This window comes from Lacicoccus qingdaonensis (genome assembly GCF_900101075.1).
Taxonomy (GTDB): Bacteria; Bacillota; Bacilli; order Staphylococcales; family Salinicoccaceae; genus Lacicoccus; species Lacicoccus qingdaonensis.
Genome location: NZ_FNFY01000021.1, coordinates 14,820 through 33,328 on the forward strand (window position 1 = coordinate 14,820; position 18,509 = coordinate 33,328).

Sequence of the window (18,509 nt, forward strand, 5' to 3'; positions counted from 1 at the left end):
TTAAAATTTCTAACGAATTATAAGTGTTGCAGCAGTCAGCCAGGAGCGACTGCTCTTTTTTTGTCTAATATCATAAGCAAAGCTCATACTGCTTTTTGCAGGCACTTTGAATTTCATGCCCTTGTTATATTTTAAAATATCATGGGTCTGCAATTCAGCTTTTAATGATATTACTCCTTTCCCTTTCGGATTTCTATACGTTGAAGTCAAAATGACTTCCATATCTTTTTCCCCGTTATTGACGATTTCAAAAGGATATTCTTCTTCAGGTAAAAGCGGTGTGTTTCTAGGCTTAATGATCAGTCCTATGTTGGATTTTGAAATCGTCAGATTATTCCTTTTCACAATCTCCAAATTCTCTTTGATCAGAAAGTTGAGGTCTAACGCATCATCCATTTCATTTTGCAGTTGTTTAACTTTTTCAAACATATTTTCAGGCTCGTTGTTAAGTCCAAAGAAGTTCAGGACCGGCCAGTAATTATCAATTATTTCCTGGTTCAGAGCCAGTTTCTGACGTTCTTCCAACTTCGGACTCAGGAATATCTCAATCATCTTTCTTGAATTTATTATATTGAATACTTCCAGAGTTTTATCCGTTTCCTGTGTGATATTACTTTGGAAATTACCGAGTCTCACTTCCAAAAACATAATATCCAGCATATGATAATCATATATGTTGTCAAAGCTTAATTCATTTCTCCCCATATAATCTAGAATACATTTCTTCAGAGCAGCTTTTCTCCTGGTTTTGTTTCCTACAGGAAATGACCACATCTCTAATGCTTCCGACACTCCGTCAATATTATTACGTACATACAAATCTCTAGGAAAACCGGATTTTGCCACCGATTGTATTGTCGATTTAATATGAAGTGCACCATGGAAGTTTGGGTTGTCCTCATAATATTTACTTAATCCGTATGAATGATTCGATGACAGTGTTTCAGACATGGTTTTGTGGTATTCATCACCCGTTTTTAATTCAGGGATGGTAAAAAATTCATGATTCAAATTCAGATTATCCACCATCTGATCAACAATCATTTCATCATTCGTATACTGTCTTTTTGCAAATTTATTCCTTTTCAATGATTTGTTATGTTTTAAATAAGTAAAGAATTCAATCTCATTAACAAGTGATTTTAATATTGCCAAAGTCAGCCTTGAATCCTGTCCGCCGGTCAAACTGAAAATCTTATGCGGTTGCCCCTTTAACCATTTTATAGTTTCTGAAAAATAAGGCACTAACATCTTATAGCCATTTTCAATTGAATTCGTCCCCTTATCTTTCCTTGGGAAAATACGCTTCTTCGTAAAGTTATTGATTTCCAATTCTATGCTCGGGTTTAATTTGAACACCTCGTTGTTATAAGTGAAGTCCATAAACCCTTTTCTATAAAATGGGTTTTTAGTCAAAGGGACCTGAAACTCATCAGTCAACATCTTTTTAACAACATACTCATGACTGGAGATCAGTTTATATTCAGCGTTATAGAACACAGGTTTAATACTTGTGGCATCCGTAGTGATAAAAATGTTTTCATTATTTGTATAAATCAATGTAAATCTGCCGTTCAAGTAATCCACTTCATCGTAAAACTTTTCTTTATTTGTTGTTTTTATCAAATTGCTGACAATCTCATCAGTTGATAATGAACCATCCCTGATATCCAGACAATAGCCTAACAGATATATTTCTGCATCCCCTGACTTTTTATGCGAGAATGTGTAATCATTCGAAATATATAAATTCATATTTTCTTGTAAACTATAGCTGGTGAAGTTATCCACATCACCAATTAATTCGGTGATGAAAAATGCTTTATATAAAGGTTGGAACTCTGTTTTCATAACTTAATCACTGCCATTTCTTATACATTTTTTTCAACACATTCTTTTCCTTATCCCAATTATATATATGTTTCGCTATTTTGGTATTGTCTTTAAACTCATTCCTTAAGTCATCGTCATCTATCAGCTGCTGGAGCTTCGCTTTCAAATCATCCGTATCACCCGGCTCGACGGTGAGCCCGACTTCCTGCCCTTTGATAACCGCTTCTATTTCCGGCAGCCTGGAGCCGATGACGGGGACGTGGGCCATTATATATTCGAACATCTTATTGGATGATGCGGAATAATGGTTGAAGTTGGTGTTCTCGAGAAACTGGATGCCGATGTCGGCGGCCTTGGTGTAACTTCTGAGTTCCTTATACGGCACTCTGTCGATGAAGATGACTCTGTCTTCCATCCCAAGTTCTTTATGGTAATCGATCAGATTCAGCCGTTCTTTGCCGTCGCCGATCATGACGAGTTTTCCGCCTTTAATGTCCTTAAAGGCATCGAGCAATTTGAATAGCCCCCTTCCCTCCTGCATGCCGCCCTGGTACAGGACGATTTTTTCATCCTCGGGTATTTTGTACGTGTCTCTGAGAGGGAATTCATCGACGAGATTTATATCATAGAGCTCGCTGTAGTTATGTACCGCGGTCGGTTTTGTGCCGTACAGGTCTGCGTGGTACTCCGCTCTTGTATCGTTCTCTACAATCGTATGGTCGGTAAATTTCAGCAGAAATTTCTCCAGCCTGTATATTTTCTCGAATGAATAGTGCGTTCTTGACGTCTGCACTTCATGGGAATCATAGATCAGCGGTTTTCTTTTCAATCTCAGTTTGCTGCTGATGATCCCCTGCATCAGCGTATTCAAATCATGGGCGTGGTAAATATCGGTATCTGTCTTTCTCGCAAGCATTACCATCTTGCACATCAAAAACGCATTCGGGAGGTGTTTCGAAAGGACAGAAGACTTTATTTTCCTTAAAATGAACTTTGGCAGTTCAATTTTCGTCACTCTGTTTACATATATGCCGTCCCTCACTTTTTCAGCGGACTTCAGGTGCAGTTCGTCCAGTTCCCTTTTCGCTATGATCGTCACGGTATGACCCATTTCGGTCAGGGCGGTGGCCTCCCGCAGCACTCTCGCATCGTTGATGAAATTGTTCCACACGAACATCGTCACATTTGCCATAAACTTATCCCCTATTTTTATACAAGTGGTTATTTTTGATTGTAATTATATATAAATGATTATAAAATAAATGATTGGTATACTTATGCTTATTATAGATTATTCGTCTTTTTATGTCATTCACAATAAATTTAAACTAAAGTAGGTTATTTTAATGAAAAAATTCATCATCGGTGCGTTCATCGTACTGACCGTCGCTCTTGTTGCCGTCGGCATTTATCTTTACAGTCTTTTCAATACGTTTGAACAGGGCGTTTCGGATTCATATGAAGCCACCGACCGTAAGCGTTCGGATCTCAGAATGGAAGAAGTGGATCCGAATCTCGACAGCTTTACCGTGCTGATCATGGGTATCGATGAGTCGGAAACGCGGAGTGAGTCGGAAGGGCTTGATTCCGACGGGTTCAGAACGGACACTATGATTCTCGCAACTTTTGACAAAGATGAAGACGATATTAAACTTGTCAGCATTCCGAGGGATACACTGACGTATTTCCCTGACGAAAATTATTTCGATAAGATTACCCATGCCCACAGGAACGGCGGGCCGGAAAGCTCGATGCTTGCGGTGGAAAGTCTTCTGAATGTGCCGGTGGACTACTATATCCGGGTGAGCATGCCGGCGGTCGTTGATGTGGTTGATGCGCTCGGCGGCGTCGAGTTCGATGTGCCGTTTGATATGGAGTCACCGACTTCTGTGGACAGAGGGACTATTGAGATCGAGGAAGGCGAGCAGACGCTGAATGGTGAAGAGGCGCTCGGTGTCATCCGTAACAGAGATGTCGATACGGACCTCGGCCGCGGCAACCGCCAGCTTGAGATGGTTGAAGCGATCATGCAGAAGGCGAAATCGACCGGTGCGCTGACGAAGATTGATGATCTGATTGAAGTTGTTGCGGATAATGTCAGACATGATATGTCGTCGAAGACGATTCGCGACCTTGCTTCGTATTATGCGTTCAACTCGATTGAATTTGAAAATACGCAGATTGTCGGGGACGATTACTGGTATGAGCGTAACGGCGGCTATTTCTATCTCGCCGACCCGGAGCATCTCCTCGCGATATCCAACACTTTACGTGATATATTGGATATAGAAGAAACTGAACCGTATGACTTGATCAACTTGAGGCTTGATGGCATTTTTGAACCGTATCAATATGTAGAAGATTACTTACTGGATGATTATGTGCCGGAGCAGCAGCATCCTGCGTTGGGTGAAGATTATGAAAATCCGTATGGTGACGGTTTTGATATTCCGGACTTCGACCATGAGGATATCGGTGTTGAAGGTGAAGATGATCTGGAAGATAATTCTGGCACTGATGAGGAAGGTGCCGGTGGTGAAGGTGCGGGTAACAATGGGGCTGGTGGAAATAATGGCGCCGGCAACAATGGAGGTGGCAACAACGGCGTGAATGAAGGCTATAATGAGCCGGCCGGCGATCCTTATTATGAGGAACCTCATCAGCAGGTGCCCGAGCAGCAAGTACCGCAAAATGAACAGGGCAACAATAATAATCAGAACCCGGGCGTTAACGATCAGCCGGCCGGAGATCCGTACTACGAGGAACCGGCAGCCGACCCTTATTACGAAGAACCTGCGGGCAATTACTAATTATTGAGTGAGGAGGTTGTTGTATGAGAAAGACTTACGATAAAGAAACGAATATCAATGAGATGTTCGATTATCTGGAAGCACAGATCAAAAACAGCAATCAGCCGCAAATCGAAAATTCATATCACTACTATGACCATTCGCATAAGGAGTATTATTTATCTGTGAGGGGCTATTTCAGCGAAGCGCTGACGAACCCTGAAGTCGACGCGGCATGTTATATACTGAGCCTGCCGCAGATTTTCAACAAAGTGGATATATTTGAACTGATCCACCCGATGGACTGGGTGAAAAACGAAGAAGGCCGTTTGAGTGAGGCATTCAAAAGTCTGAAGCCGCACTACCAGTACATCGCTTTGGCGGCGGCGGAAAGTTCGAACATGAAGTTCAACACGCAGCCTGCCCTGTCGCTCGGCCTTGAGTTCTGGAGTCTTGAACATCTTCAGATATTTTGGCAGTTTACAGCAATCAGACGTAAAAATTCTATGTAATGCAGGTGATTTGATGGAAATAAAAGTAGCAGATACGAAAGCGTTATATGACCAGTGTCTTGATATTCGCATGAAAGTGTTTGTCGATGAACAAAATGTGCCGGCAGATGTTGAAGTGGATGAGTTTGAGGACGTGTGCACGCATTTTGTGCTGTTTGACGATTCCGGTGAAGCGGCCGGCACGGTCCGTTATCGTCCTTTGGATGGCGGTCTCGTGAAAGTGGAAAGAATGGCGGTATTGAAAGATCACCGCGGTAAGAAATACGGCTATGATTTGATGGAAGGTGTCCATCAGCATGCGAGAAGCGCCGGCCATTTGAAGGCGAAACTCGGCGCCCAAGTCCATGCGATTCCATTTTATGAAAAGCTGGGATATGCGGTTTCTTCCGATGAATTCGATGATGCCGGCATTCCGCATAAGTATATGGTGAGAGAATTATGATTTTTTGAAAAGCTTGGGGATTGGTTGAGACTCGTGAAAGATAGTAATGATGATAAGAGAACCCGTACGTTAGGTAATTTTGGGCGATGACCCTGAATGGCTGACGTACGGGTTTTTATTTTCGAAAAGAAAGTACTTAATATGCGCTTAATGCGTCATCCCGGGCTGCAGGATGAGCCATACAGCTTCTAACGGTCCGTCCCAGTACTCGGGATGAGCCGTACAGCTTCCAACAGTCCGTCCCGGCACGCGGGATGAGCCATACAGCTTCTAACGGACCGTCCCGGCACTCGGGATGAGCCATACAGCTTCCAACGGACCGTCCCGGCACTCGGGATGAGCCGTACAGCTTCCAACGGACCGTCCCGGCACGCGGGATGAGCCATACAGCTTCCAACGGACCGTCCCGGCACGCGGGATGAGCCGTACAGCTTCCAACGGTCCGTCCCGGCGCGCGGGATGAGCCGTACAGCTTCCAACGGTCCGTCCCGGCACTCGGGATGAGCGGTTAGACGCTTTATAGTAGAGAGGTGTGATGAATCCCCGGCCGAGGTGCAGGCTGGCTCTTTATTCACATTAAAAAAGGCCTCCATGGGCCTCTGTTTTCATCAATGATGGATCTTTTCCAGTATTTCAGTTAAATTTTTCACTTCTTCTTTTGATAAGTCTTTTAATAAGTCGTCTGTCAGCTCGCATATTTCATCATCAAGAGTATCGATCAGTTCAAGGCCTCTATCACTGATCTGCAGATAGGTTGCCCGCAAATCTTCTTTACTTTGGGATTTACGGATATATCCATAATCAACCATCTTCTGTACAGCTCGTGATACGGCTGTCTGCTCTTTTTTCATCTTCGATATCAATTCTTTTTGCGTGATGTCCGGCTCTTCAGCAATGATCTCAAGAATATAGAGCTGCTCCCGCGACACTCGACCTTCATCTGTATTGAACGATGTCAGATGATCGATCTTCGCATTCAACAAGTAAATATGACGACATACATGACGAGTATTCACTTCGCTCATATAATACACCCTACCTTTTATCATCATAATTTTATTATACACATAAATACTTTGCGCACAACATTTATTTATACATTAATTCAATTTTTGTAACTGCTTCAGACTGACATAGCCGATTGTGGATGCCTCTCCGACCTGCACATAGGATGGGTAGTCTGTTTCAGACTTTTTGAGCGGCTCTCCGGCACGTCCGAAACGTCCGATAATCGTGATGATACGGTGCAGCAGCACCGTCGCTTCATCAATATCCTGCTGGGATTTTATTTCCTTTCCTGCCAGTACCGGGTTTTTCGGCAGCTTGTCCGGAAAAGAAATACTGCGCATCCATTTCAGTTCGTCCTTTGACAGTTCTTCCCGGCTTTTGAAATGTATTTTCATATTTGGTGTGGGTAACCGCCCATCTGTGAGTGCTTCAAAATGATTATCCATGTAATAAAAGTCCAGATGCCTGTTTGAATATCGGGCGAGCACTTTATCATAATTGTGCTGAATAAAGAACACCGTGTCCGGCGCAATGTTTTCTTTCACGGTCGTGTCATAGTAGTAGTGGGTCATCCTGATGAACTCGGAATAGTCGAACAGCCAGTGATGCACCTGTTCTTCGGCACCGCCTTTTAAAGTGAGCGTTAAAGTTGCGGCCGGCGATGTGAGCTTTATTTTACTGCCTGCAGAGAATAATTCTTCAAGCTTCTGAATTCTTAATTCACTTTTTTTATACCCGCTGCACGTGAAATTATTCATACCGTTCACATGTATCAGTTTTTTCATGACGAGTCCGTTTAAAAAAGTGTCCACGGTCGATTCCGCTTCAGCGTCGACATAATGGATTTCAAAGGGTCTGTTGTTTTCAGCAATTTTGACTTTTATTCTCATGAAGATGACCTCTCAAGCTCAAGCAGATTTTTTAAAATATCGACTCTCATAGCGACGTTTTCTGGTGTTTCGTACATCGATCTCACTTTGACGTTGTTCAGTCCGGTGCTGTCCTCTGCCGGAATTTCCCGGGTGACGAACATCGTGAACGTGACGGCGTAATCTTCTTTCGGATTCATCGCCTGGTACGGCACGTAGAAATCATTGATGTTATGTGAGAAAAATGCATCACGCTCATACTGCGATTTGTAACGGTTCTCCACCCACTCATCGCCGTAACGGCTCCAGAAACGTTCCGTATAGTCCGCCATCAGCGTATCGTCAAGCATGCAGTCCATCGACGTCTGCGGCGTGCAGTCCGAATCGAAATCTTCCGGCGGCAGCGAATAGATATGCGCAAACTCGTGGATGAGCGTACGGTAGCGCGCCGCCTTGTTGTCGCTGTCCCTGAAGTCCATGGCGAAGATGATCTCCTCGTCTGTAATGTCGACGTAGGCAAGCGTGTTGCCCTCGCCGTCCGAGAACAGGCGGTACGTATCTATCGTGTCGGTGTATCTGTCCGGAAACAGCGCATCGAACTCGTTGTAGTATGAGAGGTACGGATCTGCACTGTCCGGCAGTTCCCGGTGTTCTTCGGTAAGCGTCAGCCCGTCGTCCACATCATAATCCTGATACGTCCGGCGCGGCCGGTTTTCAAAAAATATATACGGCTCCTGCGAAATATCGATATGTTCCTCGAGCTCTGCGAGATACTCATCGCCAAGTGCCGTGCACTCTTCGACCGTCCCGCACTCCGCATGTCGGACGGGGGCATTCCAGTCGATGTCCGCCCGTTCGGACGGTGCGTCACCGCTGAAAAACTGGAAAATGCTCATGATGATGAAGATCGTCAGTGCAAGGATTCCGGCAAATAAAACCATCTGCCCGAGAAGCTTCGACTGGCGTCTGACGGTCGTCCGCTTCACGGGTGCCTTATCGAGCACCTGCATCGTGATGAGCGGTGCGCCCTTTATTTTAATGTCGAGCAGTGCTTTGTGTATTGCCTTAAGCTCGAGGTGATACAGCGGCAGTTTATCGTCCGCATCATTCTCCAGTGTGATGACGTCATCCAGCGGGTCCGCCCCGATCCTGTATTCGCCGAATGTGATGATGATGACCCGGATGCCGTTATTGTGGGCGTAGGCCCTGAAATACCGGAAGTCCCGCTGGTTCATATCCGTCGTCAAAATGAACGCATCGAAATCCTGAAAGAACTTATCGTTCTTCTTATGGATCCTTGCGCTTTCAAACGTGTTCCCGAATGCATCGATGCGGTCGTCATGCAGAATGCCGAATTGTGCGGAGACTTTTTCCACATACTCCGTATTGACATAATCCTTATGCAGCGATTTCTGCAGGCTCTTTGTCAGCTTCGTCTGCTCACTGCTCATATTTGTATGGAGGTAGATATCATGTTTTGAATATCTGCCGAGAAGACGTGCCACAGTGATGCCGCCGACCATCGTAAATTGTTTTTTGCCGGCTTGAGCCGTCATATTATTCATGTACGTGCCGCCCGCGACAAGAATATTCACATGCATCCCTCCCATCTTTCCCCAATTATCCTCAAAATATGAAAAAATTTAAAGGGTTTGACTTGAAATTCACGAATTCTTTACTATTGGGTCGGTTTTACATTGAAATAAAGTTCCGGATACTCCCTGATTTTCACCATTCTGTCGAGCACTGTCAGTGTTTTCTGGTACTGTTTTTCACATGTCTTTTTGTCGAACAGCACGTCCTTGAATGTGCCGTCGCTGAAATGGATGCGTGTTTGGTACCGCTCGTTTTCCGGTGTGCTGAATCTGAGTATTGTTCGAAGATTGATCCAAAACGCATTTCTGTGTGCACTCGACGTCAGTGGAAACAGTACGAAGTTCGTCCGTTCATCCATGACGATCGGTCCGAGTCTGTGAATGTTGTGGACATACCTGAGATGATCCCTGCGTGCTTTCAGGCTTGTGCCGTATTGATGGATGAGCAGCTGATCGAGCCACACATCCGTTGTGAGGATTGAATACTCATGCCGGTGCGGATAGATCGCCTGTGAAAGAAACTCCAGGTGATGGACAGGCTCCAAATATTTGATGTCGTGCAGTAAAAATGAAAAATTTTTCAAATCGTACGCCCCTTTTTATGTATGCTTGTTTTTTCGTGACTGCACCCCATCCCCCGATTGAGTGCAGAAATGTATGTAAAGTATTTTGTCAAATTGTGTAAGCCTTCTTATTATACAATAAGTTGACTTAATATTACATTAATTTAATGTTATTTAAACTTTGTTAACTTTAAGTTTAAGTTAAGTGTCGGTTTGCATGGTTGTGATGGTTTTTATTTTCCTAAAAATTGGATAGATTATGTGTATCCGGAAAAACATGATTTATCGATAAGTCGCTGGGAATGGAATATGGAGAAACCGAATTTGACTGTTGAGGCAGGGCTGGATGCGAAGATCCGGCAGTATGAGCCGATGGTGCATGCGATTATGGCGAAGTTGAGCATTTTGTATGACAGGGATGATTTTTTGCAGGTGGGACGGATTGCGATCTATCAGGCGCTTTTGAGTTTTGACGTTGGGAAGGCGCGGGGTGCGACGGAATCGCAGTTTGTGTATACGCGGATTTATCAGCGTCTGATTGATGAGATCCGGAAGTGTGTGCGGGTGTCGAAGGGGCTGGAGCTCACGGAATGGCTCGAGGAGGATGGTTCGGCGTCGGTGCGGGAGTCGTATGTGGATCTGTTTGAGGGTGATTTGGGCGGGATTTTGACGGACCGGGAACGCCGGTGGATGGATCTGATGATGTCGGGGTATTCGACGGCGGAGATTGCGCATATTCTGGATGTGAGTGTGTCGACGGTGAAGTCCGTGCGTCTGAAAGTCCGTTCGAAAGTCAGGTCGTTTGTTAACAGTCAGTGAATTTTTCATATAGGTGGTTACTTTTGCGGGGTTTTCTTGTATAATGTATCTCAATGATTGTATGGAGGTTTGTTCTATGTCAAAAAAAGAAGAAGATTTGGATATTATCACGGCGAATGTCGGTGATATCGTGAAATTCGACTGGGTATTTCCGAATATGCAGGGTAAAGTTGAAAAAGTGAATGATAACTCGGTTATCGTGGACGTCACGATCAACGATAATTTCGATGAACACGAAATGTTTGAAAAAACAGTGATCAATCATAAACGTTATGAAATCATCAACGAAGCATAAAATTTTATAGATGTGGAAACCCCCGGCTCACTTGGTGTGACCTGGTACCTCCTAAGTTTACAGATGAAATAAAAAATCTGTAAACTTTAGTGATACCAGGTCAGTGTGAGAGCGGGGGTTTTTGTTAACTAATGGACTTTAGTGATTTTTGGGCGGGTTCGATTGTGTATGTCGCATGTCTGCCTCTATTGTTTAATAGACATATTTCCTGGATATACCTCTTAACAGTGGACTTGGAAACTTCGTTATTGATAAAACTTAGTATGTTGCGGGCTGTAATATTTTCAAGCGGGAACAAAACACTATAGTCTCTGATTGCAGACAGGACATGATCTTTATTTAACGACTTATGATTACATATATTGCATGTCGTAGAATAGCGTTTGGGGGTGAGTTCGAAAGATGTGCACTTCAGGCATTGTCTGCCGGGAGTGAGTCGGGATGGATCCGTATTCGTAGTGTGCTTCGGCTCCAAAACGATGTGATCTTGTATAATTTGAACAATGCGTTCTGCGTTGTTCCAACTCGTAAGCTGCTGAATGTTACGGAAATACTGTTTCATCAGTTCTCTCTTAATCGTTTTCAAGCGGCAATAGTTGTCGTCGGTCGATAGTATGAAGTATGGATTTGGGAATATTATATTGAAATCTGTTTTGATGTTAATTTTGTTTTCGAGAAATATTTTTATGAGTTTCGAGATCGCACGCTTTGATTGAATGATCGGGTCATCAGATATTTGAATCTTGCCAATCTGCCATGTGTTGTTTTCGTACTTGTAATTACCGCTGTAATTTTTGATTTCATTAATAAACACCGTCTCGTCTGTAACGATTAATGCGTCAATCTGTGTCAGTGACTTATCTGCCTGTATCCAAATATCCCTGAATACATTGAGATTTTGATGCCCTACCTCATCAAATATTTGGTCATAAAGCTGCTCCCCTTCGAATCCCCGATTCAATCTGGAAAGTTTCTTTTCTTCTTCCTGTGTTAATATTGCTCTTTTTGATAAAGTTTCAAGATAAATATGTTCGTTGGATTTGTTTCTTTCAGTCAAAAACATGTAATCATCTCCCTGGAATTTAGGTGACTTAAAAATCCCCTTTATTATATTAGGAGGAATTTGCTGTTTCTGATTTTTTTGATTTTAAATTTAATTGGATATATTACTCTTTTAGAGTCATATTATCTTTATTTTTGTCTGAGAGAGTGTCTAGAGGGAGTTAATGGTCCTTCCCCTTGATTGGGATGAGCCGTACAACGGCTAACGGACCGTCCCGGAACACGGGATGAGCCGTACAGTGGCTAACGGACCGTCCCGGAGCATGGGATGAGCCGTACAGTGGCTAACGGTCCGTCCCGGAGCATGGGATGAGCCGTACAGTGGCTAACGGTCCGTCCCGGAACACGGGATGAGCCGTACAGTGGCTAACGGTCCGTCCCGGAGCACGGGATGAGCCGTACACAGCCTAACGGACCGTCCCGGAACATGGGATGAGCCGTACACAGCCTAACGGACCGTCCCGGAGCACGGGATGAGCCGTACAGTGGCTAACGGACCGTCCCGGAACATGGGATGAGCCGTACAGTGGCTAACGGACCGTCCCGGAGCATGGGATGAGCCGTACAACGGCTAACGGACCGTCCCGGAGCATGGGATGAGCCGATAAGGCGTCAAGAAAGCCTAGAAATGGTAGTAGATCAGGTCGTTCAGGTGGATATCGTCGGTCAGGTTGGATATTTCTTTGTCAAGGTTGGTCAAAGTGTGGCCCAAGTATTCGAATGTGGTGGTGCGCCGTTTGAAATTCAAGTCGATGGAGATGACGAATCCATCGTGATGGTGGTGATACATGGTAATCGGGTTGGATTCGTCGACGTTGTATGTCTCTTTGCCATTCAACAGTTCGACTTCCTCCGAAGCTGAATCATCCTCCACTTCCGCGTCGAGCCTGCCGCCATACACCGCCGGCGCGCCGGTCACAACAATCCCTACGCCTTCAAGGCTGTTCACGACTTCCTGCATGGATTCATCCCAGTCGGATATTGCGACGATCATGTAGTCCGGGTCTTTATTATCATAAATATAACGTAGAGTGCGGCGCAGGGATTCGGCGATGTCCGTCACACGGAAGAGATCATCATCGCCCGCGTCGAACTCGCCGGCATAGCCGCTCACGTACGCGAGGCGCATGCCGTTGATGTCGATGAGTTTGTAGGGCTCGCCGAAAAACGATTCCTTCGTATTCGGGTGGCCGATGTTGCAGTTCATGAACGGATAGCGTGCGAAACCGACGGCTCGGCGAAGCTTGGACACGTTCGACAGATCGCGGTGGTTCAGCACCGCGAAGTTGTAGCCCATGTAATTCATCGCGGTGACACTGGGATTGCGGCGGCCGCGCAATTCCTGGTCGATGCCGAGTGTACCGCCGAGGTCCCCGAGCAGCACGTGGTAATTGTCGTCGGGATTGATGCCGCCGGCGTACCTTGAAACTTTGGACAGGGAAACGTCGTCGCTCATGCCGAGCTTGCCGCCGAGATGCTGGGTCAATATCAGTTTGACCGTAAAAAATTCCTGCATAATAAAGCCCTCCTTGAATTTATCCTACCATAATGCGTTCTTCCGGGAACTGGTGCGAGTGTTTTTTCTGTCTGCCCCCGATGAAGAAGATGAATGACACAAAGCCGATGCGGCCGATGAACATGAACGCGATGATGATCAGTTTGCTGAGTGCGGATAAGTCTTCGGTGATGCCGGTGGATGTCCCGGCGGTGCCGAACGCACTCGTCACTTCGAATAATATGTGCACCACTTCGAACCGGCCATTTTCTATGAAAACGATCGAAGTCACACCGGCGAAGACGAGAAATACTGCGAGTGAAATGACGGCGAAAGCGCGCTCGATATCCGCACGCGCGATGTTCCGCTTGAACGCATGGATTTTACTGTGGCCGCGGCTGAACGAGATCAGGAACAAAAGCAGTATCGCAAATGTCGTCGTCCTGATCCCGCCGCCGGCCGAACTCGGGCTCGCCCCGATGAACATGAGCGCACTCATGAACATCTGCGTCGCCTCGCTCAGCTGTTCGATCGGCACCGTTGTGAGCCCGCCGCTGCGGGATGTGACGGATAAGAACATGCTGTTCATCATCGCGCCGGTGATGCCGTATTCCTTGAAGTAGTCCTGCCACTCCGAGATGAAAATCATGACGGCACCGACGACGAACAATGCGCCGTACGTCGATGTCGTTATTTTGGTAAATAAAGAAAACCGGAAATGTTTGCGCCGTCTCGACAAATAGTTCCGGACTTCAATCAGTACCGGATAACCGATCGACCCGAGCACGATCTGGATCATCACCGGCAGCTGTATATGGTATGCCGTGTCGTATCCTGTGAGCGAAGTGGAAAACAGATCCAGTCCACCGTTCGTCGTTGCAGAAATCGACAGGAAGACACTGTGCATCAGTGCGTAATTGAAATCGCCCGAGCCTGTTAGAAATACGATGAAATAATAAATCGCACCGAGCAGCTCGATGATGAAGATCAGCACGATGATATCGATGATCAGCTTGACCCCGCCTGAAATTTTATACTGATTCGTATCCACCATAATCTGCATGCGTTCGCGTAAGCCGATCTTCTGGCCGAGTATGAGCCAGACCATCGTCCCCATCGCCATGATGCCAACACCGCCGAGGTTCATGATGAACATGATGACGGCATAACCCGGCACAGTGAATGTCTCCGCGATATCCATCGTACTGAGGCCCGTGACGCTGAGCGCAGAGGATGCGATGAACAGAACATCTATGAATTCGATGGTATCATAATCCACGCGGTAGAATACCGGTATCAGAAGAAGCAGCGTCGCTGCCGAAACCGCAATTAAATAGTAAAAGAATATCAGCCGCTGAGGACTGTAGTTTTTGATTCGCGCAAGCATCTTTCTGAACATCTGCTGAATCCCCTCTCAAGAAGCAATATGAATTTTATTTTACTATAAAAAGTAAAAAAAGCCGACTCCATTTTGAGTCGGCTTTGAATTCCATTATTCGAGCGTGACCGTGACCGTCTGCTGCTCGCCGCCACGGTAGAATTCGACCGTCATTTCGTCGCCCGGCTGCTTTTCGTAGTACAGGTACTGTCTGAGTTCAATCATGTTGCCCACCTCGTTGCCGTCGAGTGCGGTCACGAGGTCGAGCTGCTGCATGCCTACATTTGCTGCAGGTGAGCCCGGCTGGACGCTTGAGATGACGACGCCGGAATTGACGTCTTCAGGCAGGTTCATCTCGCTCTGAAGGACTTCAGGCGGGATGGTGTACAGATCCTGAAGTGTCACGCCGAAGAACGGTCTCTGAACTTCGCCGTTTTCTTCGATCTGGCTGACGACTTTCTGCACTTCGTTTGCCGGAATCGCGAATCCGATGCCTTCGACCTGCGGCATGCTGATCTTCATCGAGTTGATGCCGATGAGATTGCCGTTCGAGTCGATGAGCGCACCGCCGGAGTTACCCGGGTTGATGGCCGCATCGGTCTGGATGACGTTCGCTTCCCAGTCGTAACCGCCGTCGCCGTCAAGGTCGACCGGCACCGAGCGGTCGAGGCCGGAGACGATGCCCTGTGATACCGAGCCTGAGAATGCCTCGCCGAGCGGTGAACCGATGGCGATGGCCGTCTGGCCGACCGTCAGTGCGTCGCTGTCAGCGAAATCAAGTGTGCCTTCCACCTGCTCGCTTGATATCGATAATACGGCGAGGTCCGTCCAGACGTCCGTACCGACGACATTCGCCGTTGCTGTTTCGCCGTTCTGCATATTGACCTGCAGTTCTTCCGCACCTTCGACGACGTGGAAGTTCGTCACGATATACGCAGTGTCGCCTTCCGTTTTGTAGATGACGCCGGAACCGATGCCCGCTTCTTCAGGCTCAGTCTGCTGCGTCTCGGCATCTTCGCCGAAAATTCCCGGCAGGAGTGAATCGACTCTTTGCAGGTTGATGACGGAAACGACGGAATCACGGGAGGCTTCGATTGCCTGTGTCGCTTCGGTATCTGTCGCTTCACCGTCAGCTGACTGATCCGCTTCTTCTGCGGTACCCGCTTCCTGCTCGTTCGTTGCGGTTTCTTCCGGCGCATCGCCGCTGAATACATTGAACAGCAGTAAGACGAGCAGCGCACCGAGTATACCGGCGATCAGCGGTATGAGGAACGAGCGGAAAAATCCGCCGCCGCCCCCGCCGCCTTTACCGTGGTTGCTGCTGCCGTTTCCGGAACCGCCGCCGGCCGGCGGCACAGTGCCGTAGAAATCGTTTTTGTTATCGGATGATTCCGGGTCGCCTTTGATGACTCGCCCTTTTCGATCTCTCCGGATCCGCTTCATGGATTCAGGATTTTGTCGGGACGTGCCGTCCGGATTTCTGTTTTCTGAATTTTTGGCAGATGCGTCTGACGCACCGGCTGTGGTGCCCGCCGCGGCTGCCGTGCCGCCGAAGATGGCACTTTTCGGCGTGTCATCTTCCGGTCCGTACTGCGGTGCGTCCGCTGCGGGATATGGCGGCACTGCCTGGTTCCGGGGATTTTCAGTTGATCCCGGTGTTTTCTCCTGGCCGGATGTTTCCGAGTACGCCGAATCTCTTGAGTGGCGTGGTGTTTCCGGCTGTGCTGCCTCTCCGGAATCGGGGGATTTGTAACTATATGCCGAATCCCGAGACGTGTCAGCGTTCGCAGAATCTCCAGAAGAACCCCGGGGTGTGTCAGCGTTCGCCGAGTCCCCTGAATTCTGGGAGGGTGCCGCAGATTCCTGCGCTTCCCTGTTTACCCGGCGTTCGCTGGCGTCCGGTTCGTCCGGACGCACGGTTTCATCACGGTCTCGTCCGTTCAAATCTCTGCTGCGGTCTTTATTTCCAGAACGGTCTTCAATCGGTTCTTCTGCGCGCAGCACTTCATCCGCCTGTCCGCCCGGGACGGATTCCTTGGGCTTTGACGTCCCTGATGTATAGACATCCTGGTAGCCGTCGTCCGGCTGTTTTTCATCTATATCCAGATCTTCGTATCCATAGACCGGATCATGGGACCTGTTGTCATTTTCTTCAATATATTCCCGTCTTGTTTCCGCTGCTGATTTCGTTGGCTTCTGTTCATTGCTGTGTCGTTCAATCTCTTCTGAATGATTATTATCATCAGAGTCTGCAGCGTAACCGTATGGCGCCATCGGCTGCTGTCCGTCTTCAGTGAAGATGCGGCGGCGGCGTTTGTAACGGTCTCTAGGAATCACATGTTTTTTATCATTCTCCACACTTTTTCCTCCTAGCTTGTCAACTTGCTTATTCTACATTATAAGATTAAAACGCTTATACTTCCACTGATTCGCCGTCGTATGGATTTTTATTTTTACTGCTGAACCAGCCGACGAGTATCACAATGACCATCACTGACCAGAAAATCACTTTCCATGTCGTTGAATGCGGGAATTCGTGCGGAATGATGCCGATCGCTTCGTGTGCGAGTGAGAGCACCATCAGTTTGATGCCGACCCAGCCGACGATGATGAAGGCTGCGACTTCAAGTCCCGGGCGGCGGGCAAGGACGCCGACGAACCATGTTGCGAAGAAACGCATGATGATGACACCGACGAGACCGCCGATGACCATGACTGTATACTGGCCGGCGTTGACGCCGAAGAAGTCGCCGCCGATTTCAGGCAGCGCGAGCGCGATGGCCGCCGCTGCAAGGATCGAATCGACTGCGAATGCGATATCCGCGAGCTCCACTTTGAACACCGTCATCCAAAAGCCGCTGCCTTTTTTCGGTTCAGCGTCTTTCGCCTTGTCCGCCTGTTCGTCCGCAGGGTTTTTATTTTCATTATTCGATTTAATGATTTCGTATAAATGCGAGCCTGAGACCCACAGCAGGTAAAGTGCGCCGATCGCCTGCATCCACCACCACTGGACGAGCCAGACGAGGAGCAGGATGGCGATCATCCTGAAGACGAATGCACCGACCAGTCCGTAAAATAGTGCTTTCTTCCGTTCTTTCGGTTCCAGATGTCTGACGAGCACCGCGAGGACGACAGCGTTATCTGCTGCGAGCAGTCCTTCGAGGACGATCAGGACGATCAGGACCCAGCCGTATTCCAATAATAATGCCATATCCATAAATATGTACCTCCTAATGTTTGTATCCATTCAGACAACAAAAAAGAGACCCATCGCAGAACGTACAAAAGATATTCTTTAGTACGTTTTGCCAAAGGTCTCACGGTCCAACGAATGTGGGCGGCGGATGTTGCGTGCCGGATGGCTCGTCGTTCACTACACCGGGTCCGATTTATGAAATAAAAGCCGAAATCTGGAGCCGTAATGACGATGTAATGATAGTCTGTTGCTGTTGTTTTCAGTAAATGGCTGTGGCTCTTTATCGCTGCCGTCAAGCTGTTTTTACTGATGCGTCCAGACTAGTGTTACTCCCCTTTTTCAAAACTAAATTTTAGTTATTGATAAGGATCTATTTAATTGTCGTTTCATCGATAAACTAAATATATCCGATAACTCAGCGGTTGTAAAGGGGATAGCTGAATGAAAACGCTTCCTATGGTGGGATTGTGTGTTTTTGCTGATTTGGCAGGGGTTGAGGGGGCGGTTTTTCAATAAATTTATTGATGGTTTGTTTCTGATTATTGATTTTCATCTTTAACGGACCGTCCCGCGCAGTGGGATGAGCCGTACAACGGCTAACGGACCGTCCCGGACAACGGGATGAGCCGTACAACGGCTAACGGACCGTCCCG

At 47.1% G+C, this 18,509-nt stretch carries 17 protein-coding genes; 5 read left to right on the forward strand and 12 right to left on the reverse strand.

The annotated features are described in order from the left end of the window. Positions 1–9: 9 nt before the first annotated feature. Positions 10–1,851, reverse strand: a complete 1,842-nt coding sequence (locus BLR15_RS10585; RefSeq protein WP_092987310.1) for a hypothetical protein — start codon at positions 1,849–1,851, stop codon at positions 10–12. Between the two features lie 7 nt (positions 1,852–1,858). Beyond that, positions 1,859–3,025 (reverse strand): glycosyltransferase family 4 protein, encoded by a 1,167-nt coding sequence (locus BLR15_RS10590; protein ID WP_092987311.1) that lies wholly within the window; start codon positions 3,023–3,025, stop codon positions 1,859–1,861. Positions 3,026–3,179: 154 nt separating this feature from the next. Between BLR15_RS10590 and BLR15_RS10595 the strand changes: the two genes are divergently transcribed. From BLR15_RS10595 to BLR15_RS10605, 3 genes are read left to right on the forward strand one after another with little or no spacing between them, the layout of a single operon-like run. After that, positions 3,180–4,643 carry an LCP family protein gene (locus tag BLR15_RS10595; protein WP_092987312.1) on the forward strand — a complete coding sequence of 488 codons (1,464 nt, stop codon included), beginning with the start codon at positions 3,180–3,182 and terminating at the stop codon, positions 4,641–4,643. 23 nt (positions 4,644–4,666) lie between these two features. Then, positions 4,667–5,134, forward strand: a complete 468-nt coding sequence (locus BLR15_RS10600) for a DUF2538 family protein (protein WP_052256894.1) — start codon at positions 4,667–4,669, stop codon at positions 5,132–5,134. A gap of 13 nt (positions 5,135–5,147) precedes the next feature. Continuing rightward, complete coding sequence (locus tag BLR15_RS10605) at positions 5,148–5,576, forward strand: GNAT family N-acetyltransferase (protein ID WP_092987313.1); 429 nt, start codon at positions 5,148–5,150, stop codon at positions 5,574–5,576. 270 nt (positions 5,577–5,846) lie between these two features. Here the strand turns inward: BLR15_RS10605 and BLR15_RS14080 are convergent, their stop codons facing one another. The 5 genes from BLR15_RS14080 to BLR15_RS10625 all read right to left on the reverse strand — a co-directional run bounded on the left by BLR15_RS14080 (position 5,847) and on the right by BLR15_RS10625 (position 9,632). Further along, a complete protein-coding gene (locus tag BLR15_RS14080; RefSeq protein ID WP_176754134.1) occupies positions 5,847–6,014 on the reverse strand; it encodes a hypothetical protein in 168 nt (55 codons plus the stop codon). Between the two features lie 170 nt (positions 6,015–6,184). After that, positions 6,185–6,601, reverse strand: a complete 417-nt coding sequence (locus BLR15_RS10610; RefSeq protein WP_092987314.1) for a MarR family winged helix-turn-helix transcriptional regulator — start codon at positions 6,599–6,601, stop codon at positions 6,185–6,187. A 75-nt stretch (positions 6,602–6,676) separates the two neighbouring features. Continuing rightward, positions 6,677–7,474 carry a hypothetical protein gene (locus tag BLR15_RS10615; RefSeq protein WP_092987315.1) on the reverse strand — a complete coding sequence of 266 codons (798 nt, stop codon included), beginning with the start codon at positions 7,472–7,474 and terminating at the stop codon, positions 6,677–6,679. Continuing rightward, positions 7,471–9,048, reverse strand: coding sequence for a hypothetical protein (locus BLR15_RS10620; RefSeq protein WP_092987316.1), 1,578 nt, complete (start codon positions 9,046–9,048; stop codon positions 7,471–7,473). The genes BLR15_RS10615 and BLR15_RS10620 overlap by 4 nt, the downstream gene beginning before the upstream one ends. Positions 9,049–9,131: 83 nt before the next feature. Then, complete coding sequence (locus BLR15_RS10625; protein ID WP_092987322.1) at positions 9,132–9,632, reverse strand: competence protein ComK; 501 nt, start codon at positions 9,630–9,632, stop codon at positions 9,132–9,134. A 192-nt stretch (positions 9,633–9,824) separates the two neighbouring features. On the opposite strand from BLR15_RS10625, the gene BLR15_RS10630 reads away from it, so the two are divergent. Together BLR15_RS10630 and BLR15_RS10635 are read left to right on the forward strand one after the other, a co-directional pair. After that, the gene (locus BLR15_RS10630; protein WP_143003964.1) at positions 9,825–10,430 is read left to right on the forward strand and encodes a sigma-70 family RNA polymerase sigma factor; all 606 of its coding nucleotides are present in this window, start codon (positions 9,825–9,827) and stop codon (positions 10,428–10,430) included. A 103-nt stretch (positions 10,431–10,533) separates the two neighbouring features. Beyond that, on the forward strand, positions 10,534–10,725 hold the full coding sequence (locus BLR15_RS10635) for a YkvS family protein (RefSeq protein WP_092987326.1): 192 nt from the start codon (positions 10,534–10,536) through the stop codon (positions 10,723–10,725). A gap of 124 nt (positions 10,726–10,849) precedes the next feature. On the opposite strand, the gene BLR15_RS10640 is transcribed toward BLR15_RS10635, so the two are convergent. The 5 genes from BLR15_RS10640 to BLR15_RS10660 form a co-directional block, all read right to left on the reverse strand. Next, positions 10,850–11,788, reverse strand: a complete 939-nt coding sequence (locus tag BLR15_RS10640) for a nuclease-related domain-containing protein (RefSeq protein WP_092987324.1) — start codon at positions 11,786–11,788, stop codon at positions 10,850–10,852. 621 nt (positions 11,789–12,409) lie between these two features. Further along, the gene (locus BLR15_RS10645; protein WP_052256903.1) at positions 12,410–13,303 is read right to left on the reverse strand and encodes a bifunctional UDP-sugar hydrolase/5'-nucleotidase; all 894 of its coding nucleotides are present in this window, start codon (positions 13,301–13,303) and stop codon (positions 12,410–12,412) included. Between the two features lie 19 nt (positions 13,304–13,322). After that, on the reverse strand, positions 13,323–14,681 hold the full coding sequence (locus BLR15_RS10650; protein WP_092987325.1) for a TrkH family potassium uptake protein: 1,359 nt from the start codon (positions 14,679–14,681) through the stop codon (positions 13,323–13,325). A 93-nt stretch (positions 14,682–14,774) separates the two neighbouring features. Continuing rightward, positions 14,775–17,018: a S1C family serine protease gene (locus BLR15_RS14295; RefSeq protein WP_245696751.1), complete on the reverse strand. Its 2,244-nt coding sequence runs from the start codon at positions 17,016–17,018 to the stop codon at positions 14,775–14,777. A gap of 55 nt (positions 17,019–17,073) precedes the next feature. Further along, positions 17,074–17,877, reverse strand: a complete 804-nt coding sequence (locus BLR15_RS10660; protein WP_052256905.1) for a TerC family protein — start codon at positions 17,875–17,877, stop codon at positions 17,074–17,076. Positions 17,878–18,509: the final 632 nt, after the last annotated feature.